This window comes from Bradyrhizobium sp. SZCCHNR1043, assembly GCF_032489675.1.
Classification (GTDB): Bacteria; Pseudomonadota; Alphaproteobacteria; order Rhizobiales; family Xanthobacteraceae; genus Bradyrhizobium.
On the sequence record NZ_JAUEYN010000004.1, the window covers coordinates 283112 to 304089 of the forward strand.

Consider the following 20978-nt stretch of genomic DNA (forward strand, 5'->3'; position numbering starts at 1 on the left):
GACCTCCCTTTTCAGATATCGGCCTGTCCCGGCCAAATGTGAAACCGTCTTATGAGCAATGACGCGCACAGGCAATTGAAACATTCGACCACAGATCCTTGTCGCAATGCAGCGCATCATGGCTCAATGTCCAGTTCATGGGCGTCATCGCGTGACCCGCCCCCTGGGCAAAGCCAGGGGTGATTTCTATGATTGCGCAAGTCTGCCTCGACGACCGTCCGCCGGACCCAAAGGATCGCCATTGACTGTCCAATCTCCGCCACCCGTGGCAACAGAAACCTTCACCGACGCCGCCGCCGCGGTGGCCCGGCTCGAGGAGATCTACGAGCGCAATACCGCTTTCCTGCGCGGCCATTTCGAGGCCTATGCCAACGGCGTCGTGCCGGCGACACGGATCCGCGCCACCTATCCCTTCGTGCGGCTGACCACCGCAAGTCACGCCCGGCTCGACTCGCGTCTCGCCTACGGCTTCGTTGCGGGTCCTGGCGCGCACGAGACCAGCGTCACGCGGCCGGACCTGTTCCGCTCGTACCTGACCCAGCAGATCCGCCTGCTGATCGAAAACCACGGCGTACCGGTCGAGATCGGCGAGTCGGCTGAGCCGATCCCGGTCCATTTCGCCTATCGGCGCGACATCAACATCGAGACGGCGCTGCCGCATCACGAGAGCCCGCTGGTGACGCGCTCCTTGCGCGACGTGTTCGACGTGCCGGATCTGTCGACCATGGACGACGCCATCGCCGACGGCACGCTCGAGCTGACGCCGGGCATGCCGGAGCCGCTGTCGCTGTTTCGCGCCGCGCGCGTCGACTACTCGCTGCGCCGTCTCTATCACTACACCGGGACCGATCCCGACCACTTCCAGAACTTCGTGATCTTCACGAACTACCAGTTTTACGTCGATGCCTTCGCGGATTGGGGCCGTCAGCAGCTCGCGGCGGGGCAGGGCGCCGCCGAGACGTTCGTCGAGCCGGGCAACGTCATCACGCGCAATGCGCGGCTCGGCGGCGGCACCACGGGCGCGGCGCCGTCGCGCACGCCGCAGATGCCGGCCTTTCACCTGGTCGAGCCCGGGCACCAGGGCATTACCCTGATCAACATCGGCACCGGGCCCTCGAACGCACGCAACGTCACCGACCACATCGCGGTGCTGCGGCCGCATGCGTGGCTGATGGTCGGCCATTGTGCGGGTCTTCGCAACACGCAGCGGCTCGGCGACTATGTGCTGGCGCACGGCTATGTCCGAGAGGATCATGTGCTGGACCAGGAGCTGCCACCCTGGGTGCCGATCCCGGCGCTTGCGGAGGTGCAGGTCGCACTGGAAGAGGCCGTCGAGGCGGTCACCGGCTTTTCCGGTTTCGAGCTGAAGCGGCTGATGCGCACCGGCACCGTCGCCAGCGTCGACAATCGCAACTGGGAGATCAGCGGTCCGGCGGTGATCCGGCGGCTGTCGCAATCGCGCGCCATCGCGCTCGACATGGAGTCGGCAACGATCGCGGCCAATGGCTATCGCTTCCGCGTGCCTTACGGCACGTTGCTCTGCGTGTCCGACAAGCCGCTGCATGGCGAGATCAAGCTCGCCGGCATGGCGGGCGACTTCTATCGGCAGCGCGTCGGCCAGCATCTCCAGATCGGGCTGAAGGCGCTGGAGCTCCTGAAGCACCAGGAGTCGGAGCGGCTGCATTCGCGCAAGCTGCGCAGCTTCGCCGAAGTCGCATTTCAATAGCGGCCCGTGGCCGTCTGGGATCAGCGGCCCCGGCGCCCGTCGAACGCCTGACGCGCCTGCTCGACCTCCGGCATCTTGGCGATGGTCCAGGCGTAGAGCGCGCGGAACGGTGGCTGCAGGGTACGGCCGAGCGGCGTGATCTCGTATTGGACCGCGACCGGCGAGTCCGCGATCACCTCGCGGGCGACGAGGCCGTTCCGCTCCAGCCGGCGCAGGCATTGCGTCAGCGCCTTCTGGGTGACGCCCTCGAGCTGCTTTTTGATCGCGTTGAAGCGCAGCGGTCCGGAGTCGAGCACCGCCAGCACCATCATCGACCATTTGTCGGCGATCTGGTCGATCAGCACCCGGCTCGGGCATTCCGACGAGAAGTGCTGCGGCTTGCAGCGGAGCGGGGCGGTCTCTGATGTCGACGTGGCGGTCACGACAGCGGTTTCCTCGGATATACCTGAGCGACTTTGGGTGCCTGATTGACTTCAGGTTTACGAAGTATACTGGAGCGGTTCCGAACGCAATGGAGCCCCCTGAATGTCCGACCTCGATACCAGCGTGCTGTTTCGTCCGTTTCGCCTGAAGTCGCTGGAGCTGAAGAACCGCATCGTCATGGCGCCGATGACCCGCAATGCGGCGCCGAACGGCATTCCCGGCGAGGCCAACGCCGCTTATTACCGCCGCCGCGCCGAAGGTGGCGTGGGGCTGATCCTCACCGAGGGCACGGTCGTCAACCGCCCGGCCTCGCGCAACGAGCCCAATATTCCCTTCTTCCACGGCGATGCCGCGCTGGCCGGCTGGCAGAGCGTCGCCACGGCCGTGCACGCCGCCGGCGGCCGCATCGCGCCACAGATCTGGCACACAGGCTCGACCAGGGGCATGAGCCGCTGGGAGCCCGATGCGCCGGTCGAGAGCCCGTCCGGGCTGGTTGCGCCGGGCAAGCCGCGCGGCAACGCGATGAGCGAGAACGACATTGCCGACACCGTTGCCGCCTTCGCGCAGGCCGCGGCCGATGCCAAGCGGGTCGGCTTCGACACCGTCGAGATCCACGGTGCGCACGGCTATCTGATCGATGAATTCTTCTGGTCCGGCACCAACAAGCGCGAGGACCGCTATGGTGGCGCGACCATCAAGGAGCGCTCGCGCTTCGCTGGCGAGGTCGTCGCCGCGATCCGCAAGGCGGTGGGTCCCGATTTCCCGATCATCCTGCGCGTCAGCCAGTGGAAGCAGCAGGACTATGCGGCGCGCCTCGCCGAGACGCCGGCGCTGATGGCCGACTGGCTGCAGCCGCTGGTCGCGGCCGGCGTCGACATCCTGCACTGCTCGCAGCGCCGTTTCTGGGAGCCGGAATTCCCGGACGTGGACGGCGAGAAGGGCCTGAACTTTGCCGGCTGGGCCAAGAAGATCACGGGGGCTGCGACCATCAGCGTCGGCTCGGTCGGCCTGTCCGATGAATTCTTCTCGGCGTTTGCCGGCAAGCCGTCGACGACGGCCGATCTCGACGCGCTGCTGGAGCGCATGGCCAAGGAGGAGTTCGACCTCATTGCGGTCGGCCGCGCGCTGATCAGCGATGCCGAATGGGTCGCCAAGATCAAGTCCGGCGACAAGGCGGGCCTGAAGGGCTTCAGCGCGGCGGATCTCGGCGCGCTGGTTTGAGCTCTTGTCGACCCGTTGGTGCCCCTCGCCCGGCGCAAGCGGGGCGAGGGGGCGTACCGTCAGCGAGGCGCGAGCTCGAGCCTGCCATCCCGTCCTTGCGACGGACTAATGCACCGTCAGCTCGAGATACATCGGGCTGCGGAAGGTCGAGGACGGCATCCAGGGCAGTTGCTCCTGGGTGCGGCGATAGTCCGGCACGACCTTGTGCAGCTCGTCGAACGCGATCCTGATCGCCATGCGCGCGATCGCCGATCCCAGACAGGCGTGCACGCCGCCGCCGAAACCGAGATGGCCGCGCGGTTTCCGCGCGATGTCGTAGACATCCGGATTGGGAAACTGCCGCTCGTCGCGGTTGGCGGAGCCGTAGGCGAGGCAGACGAAATCGCCCTCGCGCATGGTCTGGCCGTGCAAGGTGACGTCCTTCTGCAGGCAGCGGCGGAAGCGCTGCGCCGAGGTGTTGAAGCGCAGCGACTCTTCCACGGCGTCCGCCATCAGGTCGGGATTGGCGACGACGGCCCGGCGCGCCTCCGCGTGATCGGCGAGATTGTAAGCCAGCATCGTCATGAAACCGCCGAGCGACTCGATGCCGGCCATGATCAGCGTTGTCGTCGTCAGCAGCACCTCGCGCTCGTCGAGCTTGTCGCCGTCGATCTCGGCCATGCTGAAATGCGAGATCAGGTCGTTCTGCGGCCGAGCGCGGCGCTCCGCGATGATGCCGGCCGCATAGTCCTGCATCCAGTTGTAGGCTGCGATGTGCTGCGGTCCCTTGGCGCGGCTCACCGGATCGCTCTGCACCATCAGCACCGCCTTGTCGCGCACGGTCTGCTCGTCGCCGAGCGGCAGGCCGAGCGCGGCGAACAGCACGCGCACGGTGAATTTCGAGGAGAACGCCTCGATGAAGTCGAACCGGTCCTGGCCGCGCAGCGCCTCGGCGCAGTCGCGCGCGATGTCGCGGATCGGGCCTGACAGGCTCTCCAGATTGCGCTTCATGAACGCGTGCTGGACGAGGCCGCGCAGCCGGTCGTGGCGCGGCGGATCGGTGGTGCCGAGCGTCGCGCCGGCGCGGTTCGGCAGCTCGGTCATCAGGTTGCCCTTGGCCGACGAATAGGTCTGCCAGTTCGTTCCGGCCGCCGCCACATCGGCATAGCGCGACAGAATCCACACCTGGGCCTGCGGGCTCCAGAAGCAGGGGTGCTCGTCGCGCAGCGTCTTGTAGAATGGGAACGGGTCGGCATCGACCGCAGGCGAATACGGGTCGAACGCGAACATGTTGGGCCTCCTCTCCATTGAGTGTGGTCGTTGTTGTTCTTTTCACTGATCTAGCCGAGCCGTGGCCGCGGCGTGAGACACGAAAGCCGGCCAAGACTTGTACTTTTCCGACATTCAGGGTTAGCTCTCGCTCATGCCCCGCTTTCGCACCAAGCCGTCGATCCCCGCGTTCGCGCTCTACGGCGAAGCGTCGGCCGCGCAGCCGGACATGCTGCATGTCGAGCCGATCCAGGTGCGCAGCAAGCTCTATCGCTGGGAGATCGAGGCGCATACGCACCAGGGCCTGCACCAGATCCTCTGGGTCGCTGCCGGTCCAGCCGAGATCGCCTTGGACGAAAGCCGCGAGCGCTGTACCGGCCCGGTCGCCGTGATCATTCCGCCCGGCGTGGTCCATGCCTTCCGCTTCTCGCGCGACACCGACGGCTATGTGCTGACGTTCAATCCGCGGGCGGTGGTGGAGGGCGATGTGCCGGCGACCGGCGAGGCGCTGCGCGACCTGTTCGCAACCGCGCAGATCCTGCATCTCGATGCGCAGGCGGTCGCGACGCGGCGCATCGCCGCGCTGTTCGTCGACCTCGCCGACGAGTTCGCCGCGGCCGATTCCGCGGCCTCACCGGTGCCGCATTGGCTCGGTCGCTCGATCGTGTGGCGGCTGGCGCAGCAGAGCGCGCGGCAGTCGCAAGGCGCGCGGCGCGGCAGCGGGCATGCGGCGCTGTTCACCCGCTTCATCGTGCTGGTCGAGGCGCATCACCGCGATCACTGGTCGGTGGCGCGCTACGCCGACGAACTCGGCATGACGCCGGAGCGGCTCAATCGGTTGACGCGGGCTGAGACCGGCCAGTCCGCGCTCGACATCGTGCATGCGCGGCTGGCGCGCGAGGCGTGCCGGCGGCTCACCTATATTGCAGCGCCGGTGTCGAAGCTGGCGTTCGAGCTCGGTTTCAAGGACCCGGCCTATTTCTGCCGCTTCTTCAAGCGGCACACCGGGGCGAGCCCGCGCGACTATCGCCGTGCGATGGGGGTGGGGGACGGCGCGGCGCCGCCGTAAGGGTGATCGGCGCCGCCCGATACCACCTTCGCATTCGTTTTGCATCGCGGCATGGTGTCGGAAAAGTGCAAGAGAATGTCGCGTCCATCCAAGTGATCCCAGCACATTCCTTGCTAAAATCAGCGACTGAAAAGCATACCCAACAAGCCTGCGTCTGCGAATCCGGGAGAACACGCCCATGAAAGTCCAAGTCTGCATCATCGGCGGAGGCCCGTCGGGCCTGATGCTGTCGCAGCTCCTGCACCTGCAGGGCATCGATACGATCATCCTGGAGAAATCCAGCCGCGACTACGTGCTGTCGCGGATCCGCGCTGGCGTGCTCGAGCACGGCTTTGCCGAGCTGATGCGCGAGGCGCAGTGCGGCGAGCGCATGGACCGCGAGGGCGAGATTCATCACGGCTTCTACATCGCCCATGACGGCAAGCTCGACCGCGTCGACCTGCACAAATATTCCGGCGGCAACTCGGTGATGGTCTACGGCCAGACCGAGCTGACGCGCGATCTCTACGAGGCCCGCGACAAGCTCGGCGGCAAGGTCGTGCACAACGCGACCGACGTGACGCCGCACGACATCGCCTCCGACAAGCCTTACGTCACCTACCGTCAGGACGAGGAGGTCGTCCGCATCGACTGCGACTACATCATCGGCGCCGACGGCTTCCACGGCGTCAGCCGCAAATCGATCCCGCACGACAAGCTGACGGAATACGAGCGGGTGTATCCGTTCGGCTGGCTCGGCGTGCTGTCGCGCACCAAGCCCGTGTCGCCGGAATTGATCTATGCCAAGCACGAGCGGGGCTTCGCGCTGTGCTCGCTGCGCTCGCAGGTGCTGAGCCGCTACTATGTCCAGGTGCCGCTCACCGACAAGGTCGAGGACTGGAGCGACGATGCGTTCTGGGAGGAGCTGAAGCGCCGGCTGCCGGCGGAGATCGCGGCCAAGCTGATCACGGGGCCCTCGATCGAGAAGAGCATCGCGCCGCTGCGCAGCTTCGTCGCCGAGCCGATGCGCTACGGCCGGCTGTTCCTCGCCGGCGACGCCGCCCACATCGTGCCGCCGACCGGTGCGCGCGGGCTGAACTCGGCTGCGTCCGACATCTACTATCTCTATCATGCGCTGCTCGATCACTACAAAAAGGGCGACGACCGCGGCATCGACGGCTATTCGCAGCGGGCGCTGGCGCGGATCTGGAAGGCGCAGCGCTTCTCCTGGTGGATGACGACGCTCTTGCATCGTTTCCCCGACCGGTTGTCCTACGACGACAGACTGCAGGACACCGAGCTCGCTTATCTGTTCTCGTCGGAGGCCGCGCAGCGGTCGCTGGCGGAGAACTATGTCGGACTGCCGTTCTAGCGAGGTCAACGCGACGCGTTTCGCCTGCGCTGCTTGATGGCACCACGCATCAGTAGCCTCGCTGTCGTCCCGGCGAACGCCGGGACCCATACCCCCAGGGAGCGGTTTGAGGCAGGCTGGCGATTGGCTTTGTGCCCATCATGACTGCCGCGGAGTGTGGGTCCCGGGTCGGCGCCGTGACGCGCTTCGCGCCTCACGGCTTGCCCGGGACGACGGTTGGGATAGATCGGATTCACGTCTCAAACAGCGCAGGCAGGACGTGGCAACGCGGTCTCGCGGCACATGATGCCCGAGGTCTGCGATCAACTCGCCCCTCCCATAATCGAGAGGGCGCAGGGAATGCCGGGTGAAGGCCTCACCCATGGCCCGCCTGCGTAAGAAAATGCTGGCGGCAGGTACCACAGGTGCAGCCGAACACTCCGGCATTCCCTGCGCGGCAGTCTCACGCTTATACGCAGTCTCCCTGGTGCGCCGGGCTTTCTGGCCACCATGATCCGCGCGGCGCCTCGAGCGCCCTCGCGAACGTAACACCAGCATCGGGGTGTCAGGACGCTGCGACTTCACGTCCGCAAGAGATCGCTCGTCCGCATGCTCTCGCGAGCTTGCTCGAACTCTCGCGGCCACCGCATCCCCGCCTCGCGTGTCGTGACGATCGCGCGCAACGCCCCTCTCGTTGAGGCGGGATGGCCGGAGATAAGCACATTTTCCGATAAGGCGAAAGAAAAATTTTCTGAAAAGCGGAAAATTTTCGAAGGGGGCCGGGCAGATCGCGTTCAATGCCGCGCAGGAACGTCGGCTGCCCGCGAGCCCCATGAGCAGGATGCAGTATGTTGATCGAACACGCGACCGTCAGCCCCGTCACCGCTCCGCGGCCGCTTGGAGGATGACGCCGTGTTTCGCTGGTACAACTTCGCTCAGCTCGAGATCGGCGGACAGATGATCGGGGCGCGCTGTTGGATTAGCGCCAACTGCTAAAGTCTGTCGGCCTCCCCGCGCGCCCCGAAAAATGAGTTGCGCACCTCAAAAACCGCGCTATGGTCCTCAACCCAAAGGGGAGGAGCATGAACGCGCCGCTGACATTGCGGGATATTGCGCGGCAGGCGGGCGTGAGCCTCGCCACCGTCGACCGCGTGCTGCACAACCGGCCGGGCGTGCGCCCGGACACGGTGCGACGCGTCAAGGATGCGATGGCGCGCAGTGCGTTCCAGCCGCATGCGGCGGCCTCCGAACTCGCCCGTGCCCGCTCGCGGCGTTTTGCCTTCGTGATGCCGTCCGGTGCCAATCCCTTCATGCAGCAGATTCAGGCGCATCTCGGCGAGTTGGCGAACTGGATGGCCGCGCGCCGGCTCTCGGTCGATGTCGTCACGACGGACGTGTTCGATCCGGCTGTGCTGGCCGGCAAGCTCGAAGATCTGGTCGGTCGCGTAGACGGTGCGGCGGTGGTGGCGCTCGACCATCCGAGCGTGCGCGCCGCGATCAATGATCTCGTCGAGTCCGGCGCCAAGGTCGTGACTCTGGTCTCCGACGTGCCGTCGTCGCGGCGGCATCATTATGTCGGCATCGACAACATCGCCGCTGGCCGCACCGCGGGTGCGCTGGTCGGACGCTTCGCCGGCGGCAGGGCGGGGCGGGTCGCGATCATGGCCGGCTCGCAAGGCCTGCGCGATCATGCCGAGCGCATCTTCGGCTTCGGCCAGGTTCTCGCGGCGGAGTTTCGGCAACTTGAGGTTTTGCCGGTTGCTGAGGGGCATGATGTGGACGATCGCTCGGAGCACCTCATGCGTGAGCTGCTGACCGAGTATCGCGACATCGTCGGGCTCTACAATGTCGGCGCTGGCACGGCCGGCGTCGCCAAGGCGCTGACCGAGTCGGGGAGGGTCGATGACATCGTGTTCGTCGGCCATGATGTGACGGCGCTGACGCGCAAGCTGCTGTTGAACGGCGTGATGGATGCGGCGATTTCGCAGAACCCGGGACACGAGGCGCGTTCTGCCGTGCGCGTGCTCCTGGCGCTGGCGCGCGGCGAGCCGATCCTGAGCGAACAGGAGACGATCCGCATCGACATCGTGATGCGGGACAATCTGCCGTGAGCGGATGGCCGCGGTGACGCGGTCGGCCCGAACACGGAATGAGAAACGACCGAGGCGCTGGTTTCGAGGCGACGCAGATCGCCGAGGCGCCTGGCGGTCCGTGTGGGAGGAGTGGAGTCGTGTTTCTCGGACTGGATGTCGGCACATCCGGCGTGAAGGCCGTGCTGGAGGACGAGACGGGCGCGCTGATCGCGAACGCCGCGCGTCCGCTGTCGCTGTCGCATCCGCAGCCGCTGTGGTCCGAGCAGAATCCGGATCATTGGGTCGAGGCCGTCATCGGCGCGGTCGATGATCTCGCGCGTGAGCGTCCGCGTGAGACGTCAGCGGTGCGCGGCATCGGCTTGTCCGGCCAGATGCACGGCGCGACCTTGCTTGGTCGCGACGGCCGGCCGCTGCGTCCCGCGATCCTGTGGAATGACGGCCGCTCGCAAGCCGAATGCGCCGAGCTCGAACGCCGCTGCCCCGAATTGCACACGATCGCCGGCAATCTCGCGATGCCCGGCTTCACCGCGCCGAAGCTCGTCTGGGTGGCGAAGCACGAGCCGAAGATCTTTGCAGAGGTCGCGACGGTGCTGCTGCCGAAGGCCTATGTGCGCTATCGGCTGTCCGGCGAGATGGTCGAGGACATGTCGGATGCGGCCGGCACCCTGTGGCTCGACGTCGGCGCGCGGCGCTGGTCGGAGAAATTGCTGGCGGCGACCGGGCTCGGTCTCGATCACATGCCGCACCTGGTCGAGGGCAATGAGCGGAGCGCCGTGTTGTCGCCCGAACTGGCGCGGCGCTGGGGCATGGGCGCTGATGTCGTGATCGCAGGCGGCGCCGGCGACAACGCGGCGAGCGCTATCGGACTCGGCGCCATCCGGCCTGGCGATGCCTTCCTGTCGCTCGGCACATCAGGCGTGCTGTTCCGGGTGACCGACCGCTTCGCGCCGGCGCCGGAAGCGGCCGTGCATGCGTTCTGCCACGCGCTCGGCGGGCTGTGGCATCAGATGGGCGTGATGCTGTCGGCCGCGGCCTCGCTGGCGTGGCTGGCGCGCATTCTCGAGACGCCGGAAGCCGCGCTGCTGGCGCCGCTCGGCACGCGCGTCGAGCGTCCGAGCCCGGTGCAGTTCCTGCCTTATCTCGACGGCGAGCGCACCCCGCACAACGATGCCCATGCCGCCGGCGCCTTCGTCGGCCTGCGCAGCGCCGCTGGCCGCGGTGATCTCGTGCAGGCGGTGCTTGAGGGCGTGGCGTTTGCCTCACGCGACATGTTCGCCGCGCTCGCGCGTAGCGCGCAGCCGATCAAAGAGCTCGATCTGGTCGGCGGCGGCTCGCGCTCCTTGTTGTGGGCACAGATCATGGCCGACGTGCTCGGCGTCACCGTGCACCGGGTCGAGGAGGGCGAGGTCGGCGCCGCCATCGGCGCCGCGCGGCTCGGCCGTCTCGCCGCGACCGGCGCAGCACCGGCCGATGTCTGCCGCAAGCCGCAGCGGCTGCAGAGTTTCGAACCCCGCGCCACGCAGCGCGCGGCATACGACGCCGCCTACGCGCAATGGCGCAAGCTCTATCCCGCTCTCAAGGAGTAAACCCTCGTGAACGTCCAGGCTCCCTTCTTCCAGACCGGCGCAACCGTCACCTATGGCGGGCCCGAGTCGCGCAGCCCGCTGTCGTTCCGCTGGTACGACAAGGATCGCGTCATCCGGGGCAAGCGGATGGAGGATCATCTGCGCTTCGCGGTCTGCTACTGGCATTCGTTCTGCTGGCCGGGCAGCGATCCGTTCGGCGGCGAGACCTTCCTGCGGCCTTGGCAGCACGGCGATGATGCGCTGGCATTGGCGCGCGCCAAGGCCGACGTCGCGTTCGAATTGTTCCGGCTGCTCGACGTGCCGTTCTTCACCTTCCACGACGTCGACGCCGCGCCGGAAGGCGCGACGCTGAAGGAGTCGGTCGCCAATCTCAACGCCATCGCCGACCTGTTCGAGCAGAAGATGGCGAGTGCGAAAGTGCGGCTGCTGTGGGGCACGGCCAACCTGTTCTCGCACCGCCGCTACATGGCGGGCGCCGCGACCAATCCCGATCCGGACGTGTTCACCTACGCGGCGGGACAGGTGCGTGCCGCACTCGAGGTGACGCATCGTCTCGGCGGCGCCAACTACGTGCTGTGGGGCGGCCGCGAGGGCTACGAGACGCTGCTCAACACCGACATGAAGCGCGAGCTCGACCAACTCGGCCGGTTCGTCTCGCTGGTCGTCGAGCACAAGCACAAGATCGGCTTCAAGGGGCCGCTGCTGATCGAGCCGAAGCCGAAGGAGCCGACCAAGCATCAGTACGATTTCGACGTCGCCACCTGCTACGGCTTCCTGCGGCGCTACGATCTGCTCGACGACGTCAAGCTCAACATCGAGCAGAACCACGCCATCCTCGCCGGCCACTCGTTCCAGCACGAAATCGCGCTGGCGCAGGCGCTCGGCGTGTTCGGCTCGCTTGACATCAACCGCGGCGACGATCTGCTGGGCTGGGACACCGACCAGTTCGCGATGAACGTGCCGGAGCTGGCGCTGGTGTTCCACGACATGCTCAAGGGCGGCGGCTTCACCACGGGCGGCCTGAACTTCGATGCCAAGATCCGCCGGCAGTCGATCGATCCGGATGATCTGCTGCACGCCCATGTCGGCTCGATGGACGCCTGCGCGCGTGCGCTGATCGCCGCCGATCAGATGCTCGAGGACGGTGCCCTGACGGCGCCGCTCGCGCAGCGCTACGCCGGCTGGGACGGCGAGGAGGGGCAGGCGATCCTCGCCGGCCGCCGCTCGCTCGCCGAGCTCGCCGACCGCGCCGTCGACACCGGCCTCGATCCGCAGCCGCGCTCCGGCCGGCAGGAATATCTCGAAAGCGTGGTAAATCGCTATGTCTGATGACAGCAGCCTGCGCACGATGACGAATGAGGCTGAGCGAGCCGTGATGAGCACCGCCGCGCAGCCGGTCTTGGAGCTGAAGGGCCTCGGCAAGCAGTTCGGCGCGATCCGCGCGCTGCACGGCGTCGATCTTTCGATCGACGCCGGCGAGGTCGTCGGCCTGATGGGCGACAACGGCGCCGGCAAGTCCACCCTGGTGCGCATCATCGCCGGCAATTTTCCGCCGAGTCAGGGCACCATCCGTTTCGGCGGCCGCGAGGTGCATTTCCATCGTCCGATGGATTCGCGCAGCGTCGGCATCGAGGTCGTCTACCAGGACCTGGCGCTCGCCAACAACCTCACCGCCGCCGCCAACGTGTTTCTCGGTCGCGAGCTGAAGCGCAATTTCGGCCCGCTGGTGCTGCTCGACCACAAGGGCATGGAGGCGCGCGCGCTCGAGCTGTTCCGCGAGCTGCGCTCGGAGACACGCCCGCATGATCTGGTCAAGGACATGTCGGGCGGCCAGCGCCAGGCGGTGGCGATCGCGCGCACGCGGCTGTCCAATGCCAAGCTCGTGATGATGGACGAGCCGACCGCGGCGATCTCGGTGCGCCAGGTCGAGCAGGTGCTGAGCCTGATCCATCGGCTGAAGGAGCAGGGCATCGCCGTCATCCTGATCTCGCACCGCATGCCCGACATCTTCGCGGTGTGCGATCGCGTCGTGGTGATGCGTCGCGGCGAGAAGAAGGCCGACAAGCCGGTCGGCGAGACCAGCCCCGAGGAAGTGACTGCGCTGATCACCGGCGCCAAGGAGGCGGCGTGATGTCCGTTCCATCCGAGACCCGCTCCGCCGGCACCGAAGTCACCTTCACCAATGTCGGCGCCATCAGATGGTGGCACCGCGGCGTGTTCGCCTCGCAGACCGCTTATGTCACGCTGGCGCTCATCGCCCTCATCATCGTGATGAGCTTCGCCAGTCCCTATTTCCTGACCGAGGGCAATCTGCAGAACGTCGCCAAGAACTTTTCCTTCATCGCCATTGCGACGCTCGGCATCACCTTCGTCATCATCACTGGCGGCATCGACCTGTCGGTCGGCTCGATGATGTGCTTCGCGGCGATGATCACCTCGATGGTGATGACGACGCTGTCGACACCGGGGATGCCGCTGTCATCGCTGTTCGTGCATCTCGCCGCGGACGGCAAGACCGTGGTCGCCAACGTGCCCGGCCTGATCCTGATCGTCTCGGTGCTGGCAGGCCTTGCGGTCTCGCTCGTCGTCGGCCTGATCAACGGCGTCTGCATCGCCTTGCTCGGGCTGTCGCCGTTCGTGACCACGCTCGGCATGCTGTCGATCGTGCGCGGTCTCAGCTATGTGATCTCGAACGGCAAGGGCAGCTTCCCCGGCGGCCCCGACGCCGATTATTTCTATGCGCTGACGCAGGGCGATGTCTACGGCGTGCCGGCGCCCTTCATCTATCTGATTGCGTTGGCGCTGGTGATGGCGCTGGTGCTGCACCACACCGCGTTCGGCCGCCACGTGTTCGCGATCGGCGGCAACGAGAAGGCGGCGGAGCTGACCGGCGTCTCGGTGCCCCGCGTGAAGATCGAGGTCTATGTGATCGGCGCGCTCGCCGCCGGCCTGCAGGGAATCATCATCTCCGGCTGGCTCGGCTCCGCGCCCGCCAACATGGCGACGTCCTACGAGCTCAACGTGATCGCGGCGGCCGTGATCGGCGGCGCCAACCTCGCCGGCGGTCTCGGCGGCCCGCTCGGTGCCATCGTCGGCTGCGTGCTGCTCGAGGTGATCAGGAACGGGCTGGTGCTGGCGCAGGTCAACTCCTACTGGCAGCAGACTCTGGTCGGCGTGATCATCATCGCCGCCGTGCTGGTGGATCGTATCCGCGCACGCCTGCTGTGACGAATACTGGCCGGGATGACAAGCGCGTCTATCCTCACCCGGAACAGACAATCATCAGGGATAGACATGGAGGAGGGAAACCCATGAAGAAGCTGCTCTATGCGGTCGCATCGCTCGCGATCATGCTGGCCCCGGCGCAGGCCGAGACCAAATACCGCTTCGCCATCGTGCCGAAGGCGATGAACAATCCGTTCTTCGACGTCGCGCGCGACGGCTGCCTGAAGCGCGCCAAGGAGCTCGGCAACGTCGAGTGCATCTACAAGGGTCCGGTCGAGCACGAGCCGGCCACGCAGGCGCAGATCATCCAGGACTTCGTCACGCAGAAGGTCGACGGCCTGGCGATCTCGGTGGCCGACGTCGCCGCGATGACGAAGTCGATCGAAGCGGCGACCGCCGCCGGCATTCCGGTGATCACCTTCGATGCCGATGCGCCGGGCTCCAAGCGCATCGCCTATATCGGCACCAACAACAAGGATTTCGGGCTGGCGCTCGGCAAGCAGCTGCTGCAGCTCCGACCCGACGGCGGCAAATATGCCGTCGTCTCCGGCGGCCCCGGCGCCAAGAACCTCGCCGAGCGCGTCGATGGCGTGCGTGAGGCGCTGAAGGGCTCGAAGTGGACGGAGGTGGCGGGCTCGCCGACCTTCTGCAACGACGATCCCGCGCTCGCCGTGCAGCAGATGGCCGATCTGCGCACCGCGACGCCGGATCTCGGCGCCATCGTGCCGATCGGCGGCTGGCCGATGTTCGCGCCCGAGGGCTACAAGGCCTTCGTCAACAAGAACCGCAAGGACATCGACGCCGGAAAGCTGACGCTGGTCGTCGCCGACACGCTCAAGATGCAGCTCGAATTGCTGCGTGACGGCTATTCCAACGCGCTGACCGGCCAGCGCCCGTTCGAGATGGGCGAGAAGGCGATGGACACGCTGCTCGCGATCAAGAAGGGCGAGAAGGTGCCGGACGTGATCTACACCGGCCTCGATCTCGTCACCAAGGACAACGTCGCCAAGCTTCTGAACTGAGTTCCTCCCGGGGAAAACCTGGCGGTCCGGCATCCGGCTTCGGCCGGCGGCTGGGCCGCCCTTTTTGTTTGGGATGCTTTTGTCGCGTGGAGCGGGCACCAAAGACGGCCTGCGTTTGCGTTGTCTCGCTCCACGAAGACGCTGCTGATCGTCTCCACCACACTGTCATCGTCCGCGACGGCGGACGATCCAGTATTCCAGAGACGGTCGTGGGCAATCGCGACGCCGCTGCGTGCTGGATCATCCGCCGGAGCCTGTCATTGGGCTCGCCGAAGGCGAGACCCGGTGGCGGATGATGACAGTTGGGGAGAGGCAACACGGGCCCGGACGATTGACAGGGGGATATATCTGACTAAAGTCAGACATCATGCTCGACCCCATCTCTCGCGTCCGCCGCTTCAACCGCGCCGTCACCTCGGAGGTTGGCGCGCTCGACACCTCGTTTCTCGGGCGCGGGCGGCCGCTCGGGGCGGCCCGCGTGCTCAATGCGATCGGCCATGGCCGCAGCGACGTCGCCGATCTGCGCGACTATCTCGCGCTCGATTCCGGGCTGATGAGCCGGCTGCTGCGCAGCCTGGAGGAGGAGGGGCTGGTGACGACTAGGCCGCATCCCGACGACGCACGCCGCCGCATCGCCAGGCTCACCGCCGCCGGACGGCGCGAATTCGAGGCCTATGAGACGCTCTCCAACGCCCAGGCCGAGTCGATGCTGGCGCGTCACGCCCAGCCCGAGGCGCTTTTGGCGGCGATGGACCTGGTTGCGGCCGCGCTGGGACGCAGCCGCATCGCCATCGACGAGGTTGATCCGCGCGGCGAGCAGTCGCGCTACTGCCTCGGCGAGTACTACGCCGAGCTGTCACGCCGCTTCGAACGCGGCTACGACGTCGCGCTGTCGCGCGATCCCGACGCCGCCGACATGACGCCCCCGCGCGGGGCTTTCTTCGTGGCGCTGTCCGACGGCCTGCCGCTCGGCTGCGTCGGGCTGAAGGGCAGCGGCGGCGATGTCGCCGAGATCAAGCGGCTGTGGGTCGCGCCCGCGGCGCGCGGGCTTGGCCTCGGCCGGCGGCTGATGGATGCGGCCGAGGACGCCGCGCGAAAGCTGTCGATCACGACGCTCCGTCTCGACAGCAACAGCGCGCTGACCGAGGCCGTCCAGCTCTATCGCCGCACCGGCTGGACCGAGATCGACCGCTTCAACGACGATCCGTATCCGGATCTGTTCTTCGAGAAGCAGGTTTGAGGTCGATCTCCCGTGACGCTCGGCGCTCGTGCATCGGGCTTCAGGAACGCGAGCGCCTTGTGGTCGGCGAATTGCTAGGGGACCTCTGCGACGGACCCCGTCGGCCTGCTCGGCGTTAAGCGATGGGCAACCGGCGGGTGATTGGATGAGGGTCGTTGGGTTCCAGCGATGAGAGGCAGACGGGCGTGCTTTGAGTCTAATTTGTTGCCTGAGCCTGACGCAATTGCGGCGAGGGCCTCGTGACTAGGGGACGCTTCTTCGCCTCACTTCACCCCAAGACTTGATCGAGCGTATAGATCGTCCTGCGCCGATCGCGCCGGCGCGGGCGGAACAGCAATGACGAATCGGGACAAGGCATGGTGACACGATCCACGGCGGCTCAGAACCTTGCAGCGATGCGGCGTCGCGGACCGGTCTTGATGACCCTTGCGGCCTTGGCGGCACTGGCGATGCCCAGCTCCGCGGCCAACGCGCGGCAGGCGCGCCCCGCGCCGGCGACCGAAGCGACGGCGCCGCGCGCGCATGGCGATCCGATCATGGCGATCGTATCGATCAAGGCCCAGAAGGTGACGTTCTACGACGCCGACGGCTGGATCTGGCGGGCGCCAGTGTCGACCGGTGTCTCGGGCCGCGAGACGCCGGCCGGCGTGTTCGCCGTGCTGGAAAAGGACAAGGACCACCGCTCGACGCTCTATGACGACGCCTGGATGCCGAACATGCAGCGCATCACCTGGAACGGGGTGGCGCTGCATGGCGGGCCGCTGCCCGGCTATGCCGCCTCGCATGGCTGCGTCCGCATGCCCTATGGCTTTGCCGAGAAGCTGTTCGACCGGACCTGGATCGGCATGCGGGTGATCATCGCGCCCGGTGATCCCGCGCCGGTCGAGTTCTCCCATCCCGCCTTGTTCGTGCCGACCGCAGAGGCGCTCGCCGCGGTGCCCTCGCGCGCCGCGACGCTCGGCCGCGAAGCCGAGGACGCCGCCAGGCTCGCCGACGAGGCCAAGGCGGCGGCTGTCGCGGCCGAGCGCGAGGCCAAGGCTCTGAAGGCGTCCTTGCGCAAGCTGGAGCAGGCCAAGGTGCGCAGCGAGGCCGAGCTCAAATTCGCCGACAGGAAGCTGGCCGCCGCCAAGACCGATCAAGCCAGGACGCTGGCCGAGGATGCGAAGCAGAAGGCCGCCGCCAAGGCGACCGACGCGGCGGCGCAGCTCGAGGCCGCCAAGTCGGACGCGACCGCGAAGCTCGCTGCGGCGAGCTCGACCAAGGATGCCGCCAAGGCGGCTGCGGCCAGGAAGGCCGATACGAGCAAGGCTGCGACGGACGCCAGGCTCGCGACCGAGCCGGTCTCGGTCTATATCAGCCGTTCCACGCAGATGCTCTATGTCAGGCGCAACACGCACAAGCCGGCCCCCGACGGCGGCGGCGAGGTGTTCGACACCTCGATCGAGGCGCCGGTGACCATCCGCGATCCCGACCGGCCGATCGGAACGCATGTGTTCACCGCGGTGGCGCAGAACGGCGCGGGGCTGCGCTGGACGGCGGTGACCATCGACGACGGCGACACCGCCAAGGACGCGCTCGACCGCATCACCATTCCGAAGGACGTGCTCGCGCGGATCGCGCCGACGGCCGTGCCGCGCTCCTCGATCATCGTCTCGGACGAGCCGCTGTCGAGCGAGACCAATTATCGGACCGAGTTCGTCGCGGTGCTGAGCAACCAGCCGCAGGGCGGCTTCATCACGCGCCGGCCGACGACCAATGTCGACGTTGCCAGCGGCGACGAATATGACGATGGCTTCGGCAGCTTCGTCCAGCGCAGCTGGGATGGCCAGCCCGTCGCGGCGCCGCGCCGTCGCGGTCCGCCTCCGACCTATTACCGGCCGGTGCAGCCGGGCTGGTGGTGACCAGCCGGCCTGATGCCTGACCGCGATTCGCGGGTCAGGCCGGATGGCACTTCAACTCAGTTGCGGCCCGCGGGGATGACGCCGGGCCACTGCATCAGGAAAGGCTGCGGCTCGTGCTGTGCCTCGGTCGCGCGCGCCACGCGCCTGACACGGTGAGGCCTGCGAGAGATCGAGCTGGTCGCCTCGCGAGCGGTCTCGATGCGCGCCAACTGCTGACGCATCTCGCCGGTGGAGGTCCGGAGCTGCTCGATGGTGACGTCGCTGTTCGCGGCCGCGGTGCGCAGCCCGCTCAGCTCGGTCGCCGCATCTTCCTGGGCGCCGCGGAGGCGGACCGTCTGGCGCTTCAGCAGCGCGAGATCGGACTCGATCTTGTCGGCCGTATCGCGGCGGCGCGCCTCGTTCTCGTCGGCGGTGGTGCGCAAGGCGGCCAGGCCCGTTTCGGCCGTGGTGAGGCTGGCGCGCAATTGCAGAAGCTCGCCGGAGGTGTCGCTCTGGCGGTCGCGCAACTGGGCGGTCTCGGCCTTGAGCTGCGCCAGCTCCGATGTCAGGGCGGCGACGCGGGTCTCGAGCGAAGGCGCTCCGGTCCCGAAGGAGAAGCTGTTGGCGCCGCCGCTGCTCCACCACATCGCACCGGCGCTGGCTGCGAGCGCCAGGCTCAGGACAATTCGTAGAGAGGCCGTGCCGCTGCTCGGCGGGGCGTCCGGCGTCTTGGTGGGTCTGCGCATCGACAGGTCTCCGGGATTTGATGGAGACAATTATGATCATATTAAGGTTGCCAATGTTCTAAGCGCGCCGCGCCCGCGGAACATTTCATCCACGTAGTTTTGCGGGAATGCAGGCTCGCAGCCTTGAGTCGTGAGCACGATCGGCGGCGCTCAATCGTGCGGATGCAGGGACGGCGATGATCCGGCCTGGATCGCCGGCACACAATTCGGATCCGTCGGAAAAGGCTTCGTGCGTCCTCGGGATCGTGATCTAAATCGCGCATGTCCAACATTCCGCCCATCGCCACACCGCCGGCATTCGACGAACTCGCCGAGGCCATCAGGCAGCGCCGCTCGGTCTATGGCCATATCAGCGGGCTCAGGATGGACCGGTTCGCGCCCGGCGAGGCCTGGTCGACCTTGCCCTATCGTCCGGTGTTCGTCGGCGACAGCGAGACCGGCGTCATCCATGGCGGCGTCGTCACCGCGATGCTCGACGAGAGCTGTGGCATGGCGGTGCAGCTCGCGCTCGACGGCAGCCGGGCGATCGCCACGCTCGATCTGCGTATCGACTATCAGAAGCCGGCAACCCCCGGTTTCGACATCAAGGCCCATGCGGTATGCTTCCGCGTCACCCGCTCGATCGCGTTCGTGCGCGCCACCGCCTATCAGGAGGAGGAGACCGCACCGGTCGCCACCGCGACCGCCTGCTTCATGATCGGCGCCAACCGCACCAACATGCTGACCGACCGGGCGGCCTTCGACGGCGCGCCACCGCCGCTCGACGCACCGGACGATCCGACGGGGCCGTTTCCCACCAGTCCGTTCGCGCGCTGCCTCGGCATCCGCTTCGCCGAGAACGACACGCTCGTGATGCCGTTCTCGCACCGGATCATCGGCAATCCCGTGCTGCCTGCGATCCATGGCGGCATGACTGGCGCGTTTCTCGAAACCGCGGCGATCGTCACCGTGATGCGCGAGCTCGGCGCCACGGCGCCGCCGAAGCCGGTCGGCCTCACCATCAACTATCTGAGGTCGGGGCGCGCGCTCGACACCGTCGCATCGGCGTCGATCGTCAAGCAGGGCCGCCGCGTCGTCGCCTTCGAGGCCCGCGCCTGGCAGGACGATGCGACGAAGCCGATCGCCACCGCCTTCGGCCATTTCATGCTGCGGCAGGCGCCAGGGCAGGAGCAGGACTGAGGAAGATCGCGTCGCGGGTCGCGATCATGCCTTGCGCAGGATCTTGTCCATTGCCTTTCCCCGCGCCAGCTCATCGACCAGCTTGTCCAGGTAGCGGATCTCCCGCATCGTCGGTTCCTCGACATCCTCCACGCGGACGCCGCAGATCATGCCCTTGATCAAGGTCCGCGCGGGATTCATCGCAGGCGCTTGCGCGAAGAAGGTCTCGAAGTCCGTCTGACGCTCCAACCGGGTCTCAAGCTCGTTTTGGCCAAAGCCCGTCAGCCAGCAGATCACCTGATCGACCTCTGCCTTGGTGCGTCCCTTCTTCTCGGCCTTTGCGACGTACAATCGGTACACGCTCGCGAAGCTCGTCGTGTAGATGCGGTGTTTTGCCATGCTGGCTCCATCGGATCGTAGGCGACGCATGTCGGGTCTGAGAGGGGCGACGGCGCGCCCGAAGCGCGTGCTTCATGTCCGCGTTCAGATCGTAATACAGCACGTTCGTTCGCACACGTCGGAAACGCGCGCTAGCCCGGCAGGAACATTGGAAACGACACCCCGAACGACCACGCCAGGATCAGGCCGAGACCCAAGCCTTCGGCCAGCGGCGAGCACGTCCTGCGACCGACACAGCCGCCGATCACGCCGAACACGATGAGGAACAGCACGATCACGGGGGATGATGATGAGCAGGAAGAACAGCCGCTTGAGGTCGAGCGCGACTGCCCCGCCCAGCGAGGCCAGGAAGGCGGCGCGAATCCACACGGTGCGCCACGGCGCGGCGTGGCCGCCCTGGTTGGCGATGCTGTCGGCCAGCCTGCAGGGCACCGCGCCGTGCCCTGCGCAAACCGATGGCGTCTCGTCTGCGCGGCGCAGCGTCCATGATCGGCTCCGTTTCAATCCCAAAACTAGCGCAGGAACTCGTGCGGTTACAGCGACGGCGCAGGCGAGCGTTGCGGCCGCGATCGAACGAAACGCACGCCGTTTCGTTGACAACGCCGCCGAGGC

General features: G+C 66.9%; 18 protein-coding genes. 13 read left to right on the forward strand and 5 right to left on the reverse strand.

All coding sequences use genetic code 11. The annotated features are described in order from the left end of the window. Positions 1-241 precede the first annotated feature (241 nt). Positions 242-1726, forward strand: coding sequence for an AMP nucleosidase (locus QX039_RS08940; protein WP_315741198.1), 1485 nt, complete (start codon positions 242-244; stop codon positions 1724-1726). A gap of 20 nt (positions 1727-1746) precedes the next feature. Here the strand turns inward: QX039_RS08940 and QX039_RS08945 are convergent, their stop codons facing one another. Then, the gene (locus QX039_RS08945; RefSeq protein ID WP_315741221.1) at positions 1747-2070 is read right to left on the reverse strand and encodes a helix-turn-helix domain-containing protein; all 324 of its coding nucleotides are present in this window, start codon (positions 2068-2070) and stop codon (positions 1747-1749) included. A 181-nt stretch (positions 2071-2251) separates the two neighbouring features. Between QX039_RS08945 and QX039_RS08950 the strand changes: the two genes are divergently transcribed. Next, positions 2252-3370 carry an NADH:flavin oxidoreductase gene (locus QX039_RS08950; RefSeq protein WP_315741199.1) on the forward strand — a complete coding sequence of 373 codons (1119 nt, stop codon included), beginning with the start codon at positions 2252-2254 and terminating at the stop codon, positions 3368-3370. Positions 3371-3475: 105 nt separating this feature from the next. On the opposite strand, the gene QX039_RS08955 is transcribed toward QX039_RS08950, so the two are convergent. Further along, positions 3476-4639: a cytochrome P450 gene (locus tag QX039_RS08955; protein WP_315741200.1), complete on the reverse strand. Its 1164-nt coding sequence runs from the start codon at positions 4637-4639 to the stop codon at positions 3476-3478. Between the two features lie 133 nt (positions 4640-4772). Between QX039_RS08955 and QX039_RS08960 the strand changes: the two genes are divergently transcribed. The 10 genes from QX039_RS08960 to QX039_RS09005 all read left to right on the forward strand — a co-directional run bounded on the left by QX039_RS08960 (position 4773) and on the right by QX039_RS09005 (position 18084). Beyond that, positions 4773-5687 (forward strand): helix-turn-helix domain-containing protein, encoded by a 915-nt coding sequence (locus tag QX039_RS08960; RefSeq protein WP_315773074.1) that lies wholly within the window; start codon positions 4773-4775, stop codon positions 5685-5687. 178 nt (positions 5688-5865) lie between these two features. Further along, positions 5866-7038, forward strand: a complete 1173-nt coding sequence (pobA, locus tag QX039_RS08965; protein WP_315741202.1) for a 4-hydroxybenzoate 3-monooxygenase — start codon at positions 5866-5868, stop codon at positions 7036-7038. Positions 7039-8099: 1061 nt separating this feature from the next. Beyond that, positions 8100-9128, forward strand: coding sequence for a LacI family DNA-binding transcriptional regulator (locus QX039_RS08970; protein WP_315773076.1), 1029 nt, complete (start codon positions 8100-8102; stop codon positions 9126-9128). Positions 9129-9247: 119 nt separating this feature from the next. Further along, positions 9248-10696 carry a xylulokinase gene (gene xylB, locus QX039_RS08975; protein ID WP_315773077.1) on the forward strand — a complete coding sequence of 483 codons (1449 nt, stop codon included), beginning with the start codon at positions 9248-9250 and terminating at the stop codon, positions 10694-10696. A gap of 6 nt (positions 10697-10702) precedes the next feature. Next, positions 10703-12025 (forward strand): xylose isomerase, encoded by a 1323-nt coding sequence (gene xylA, locus QX039_RS08980; protein WP_315773078.1) that lies wholly within the window; start codon positions 10703-10705, stop codon positions 12023-12025. Between the two features lie 46 nt (positions 12026-12071). Next, positions 12072-12827, forward strand: a complete 756-nt coding sequence (locus QX039_RS08985; RefSeq protein WP_315758432.1) for an ATP-binding cassette domain-containing protein — start codon at positions 12072-12074, stop codon at positions 12825-12827. Then, positions 12827-13924, forward strand: a complete 1098-nt coding sequence (locus tag QX039_RS08990; RefSeq protein ID WP_315773080.1) for an ABC transporter permease — start codon at positions 12827-12829, stop codon at positions 13922-13924. The genes QX039_RS08985 and QX039_RS08990 overlap by 1 nt, the downstream gene beginning before the upstream one ends. 83 nt (positions 13925-14007) lie before the next feature. Further along, complete coding sequence (locus QX039_RS08995) at positions 14008-14943, forward strand: sugar-binding protein (protein ID WP_315758434.1); 936 nt, start codon at positions 14008-14010, stop codon at positions 14941-14943. Positions 14944-15310: 367 nt separating this feature from the next. After that, positions 15311-16183 carry a helix-turn-helix domain-containing GNAT family N-acetyltransferase gene (locus QX039_RS09000; protein WP_315773082.1) on the forward strand — a complete coding sequence of 291 codons (873 nt, stop codon included), beginning with the start codon at positions 15311-15313 and terminating at the stop codon, positions 16181-16183. A 356-nt stretch (positions 16184-16539) separates the two neighbouring features. Then, positions 16540-18084, forward strand: coding sequence for a L,D-transpeptidase (locus QX039_RS09005; RefSeq protein WP_315741209.1), 1545 nt, complete (start codon positions 16540-16542; stop codon positions 18082-18084). Positions 18085-18140: 56 nt separating this feature from the next. Here the strand turns inward: QX039_RS09005 and QX039_RS09010 are convergent, their stop codons facing one another. Further along, positions 18141-18809, reverse strand: a complete 669-nt coding sequence (locus QX039_RS09010) for a hypothetical protein (RefSeq protein WP_315741210.1) — start codon at positions 18807-18809, stop codon at positions 18141-18143. Between the two features lie 261 nt (positions 18810-19070). On the opposite strand from QX039_RS09010, the gene QX039_RS09015 reads away from it, so the two are divergent. Then, positions 19071-19988, forward strand: coding sequence for a PaaI family thioesterase (locus QX039_RS09015; RefSeq protein WP_315741211.1), 918 nt, complete (start codon positions 19071-19073; stop codon positions 19986-19988). 24 nt (positions 19989-20012) lie between these two features. Here QX039_RS09015 and QX039_RS09020 read toward each other — a convergent pair whose 3' ends face one another. Then, positions 20013-20366, reverse strand: coding sequence for a DUF2200 domain-containing protein (locus tag QX039_RS09020; protein ID WP_315741212.1), 354 nt, complete (start codon positions 20364-20366; stop codon positions 20013-20015). Positions 20367-20497: 131 nt separating this feature from the next. Beyond that, positions 20498-20644 carry a hypothetical protein gene (locus QX039_RS09025; RefSeq protein ID WP_315741213.1) on the reverse strand — a complete coding sequence of 49 codons (147 nt, stop codon included), beginning with the start codon at positions 20642-20644 and terminating at the stop codon, positions 20498-20500. Positions 20645-20978: the final 334 nt, after the last annotated feature.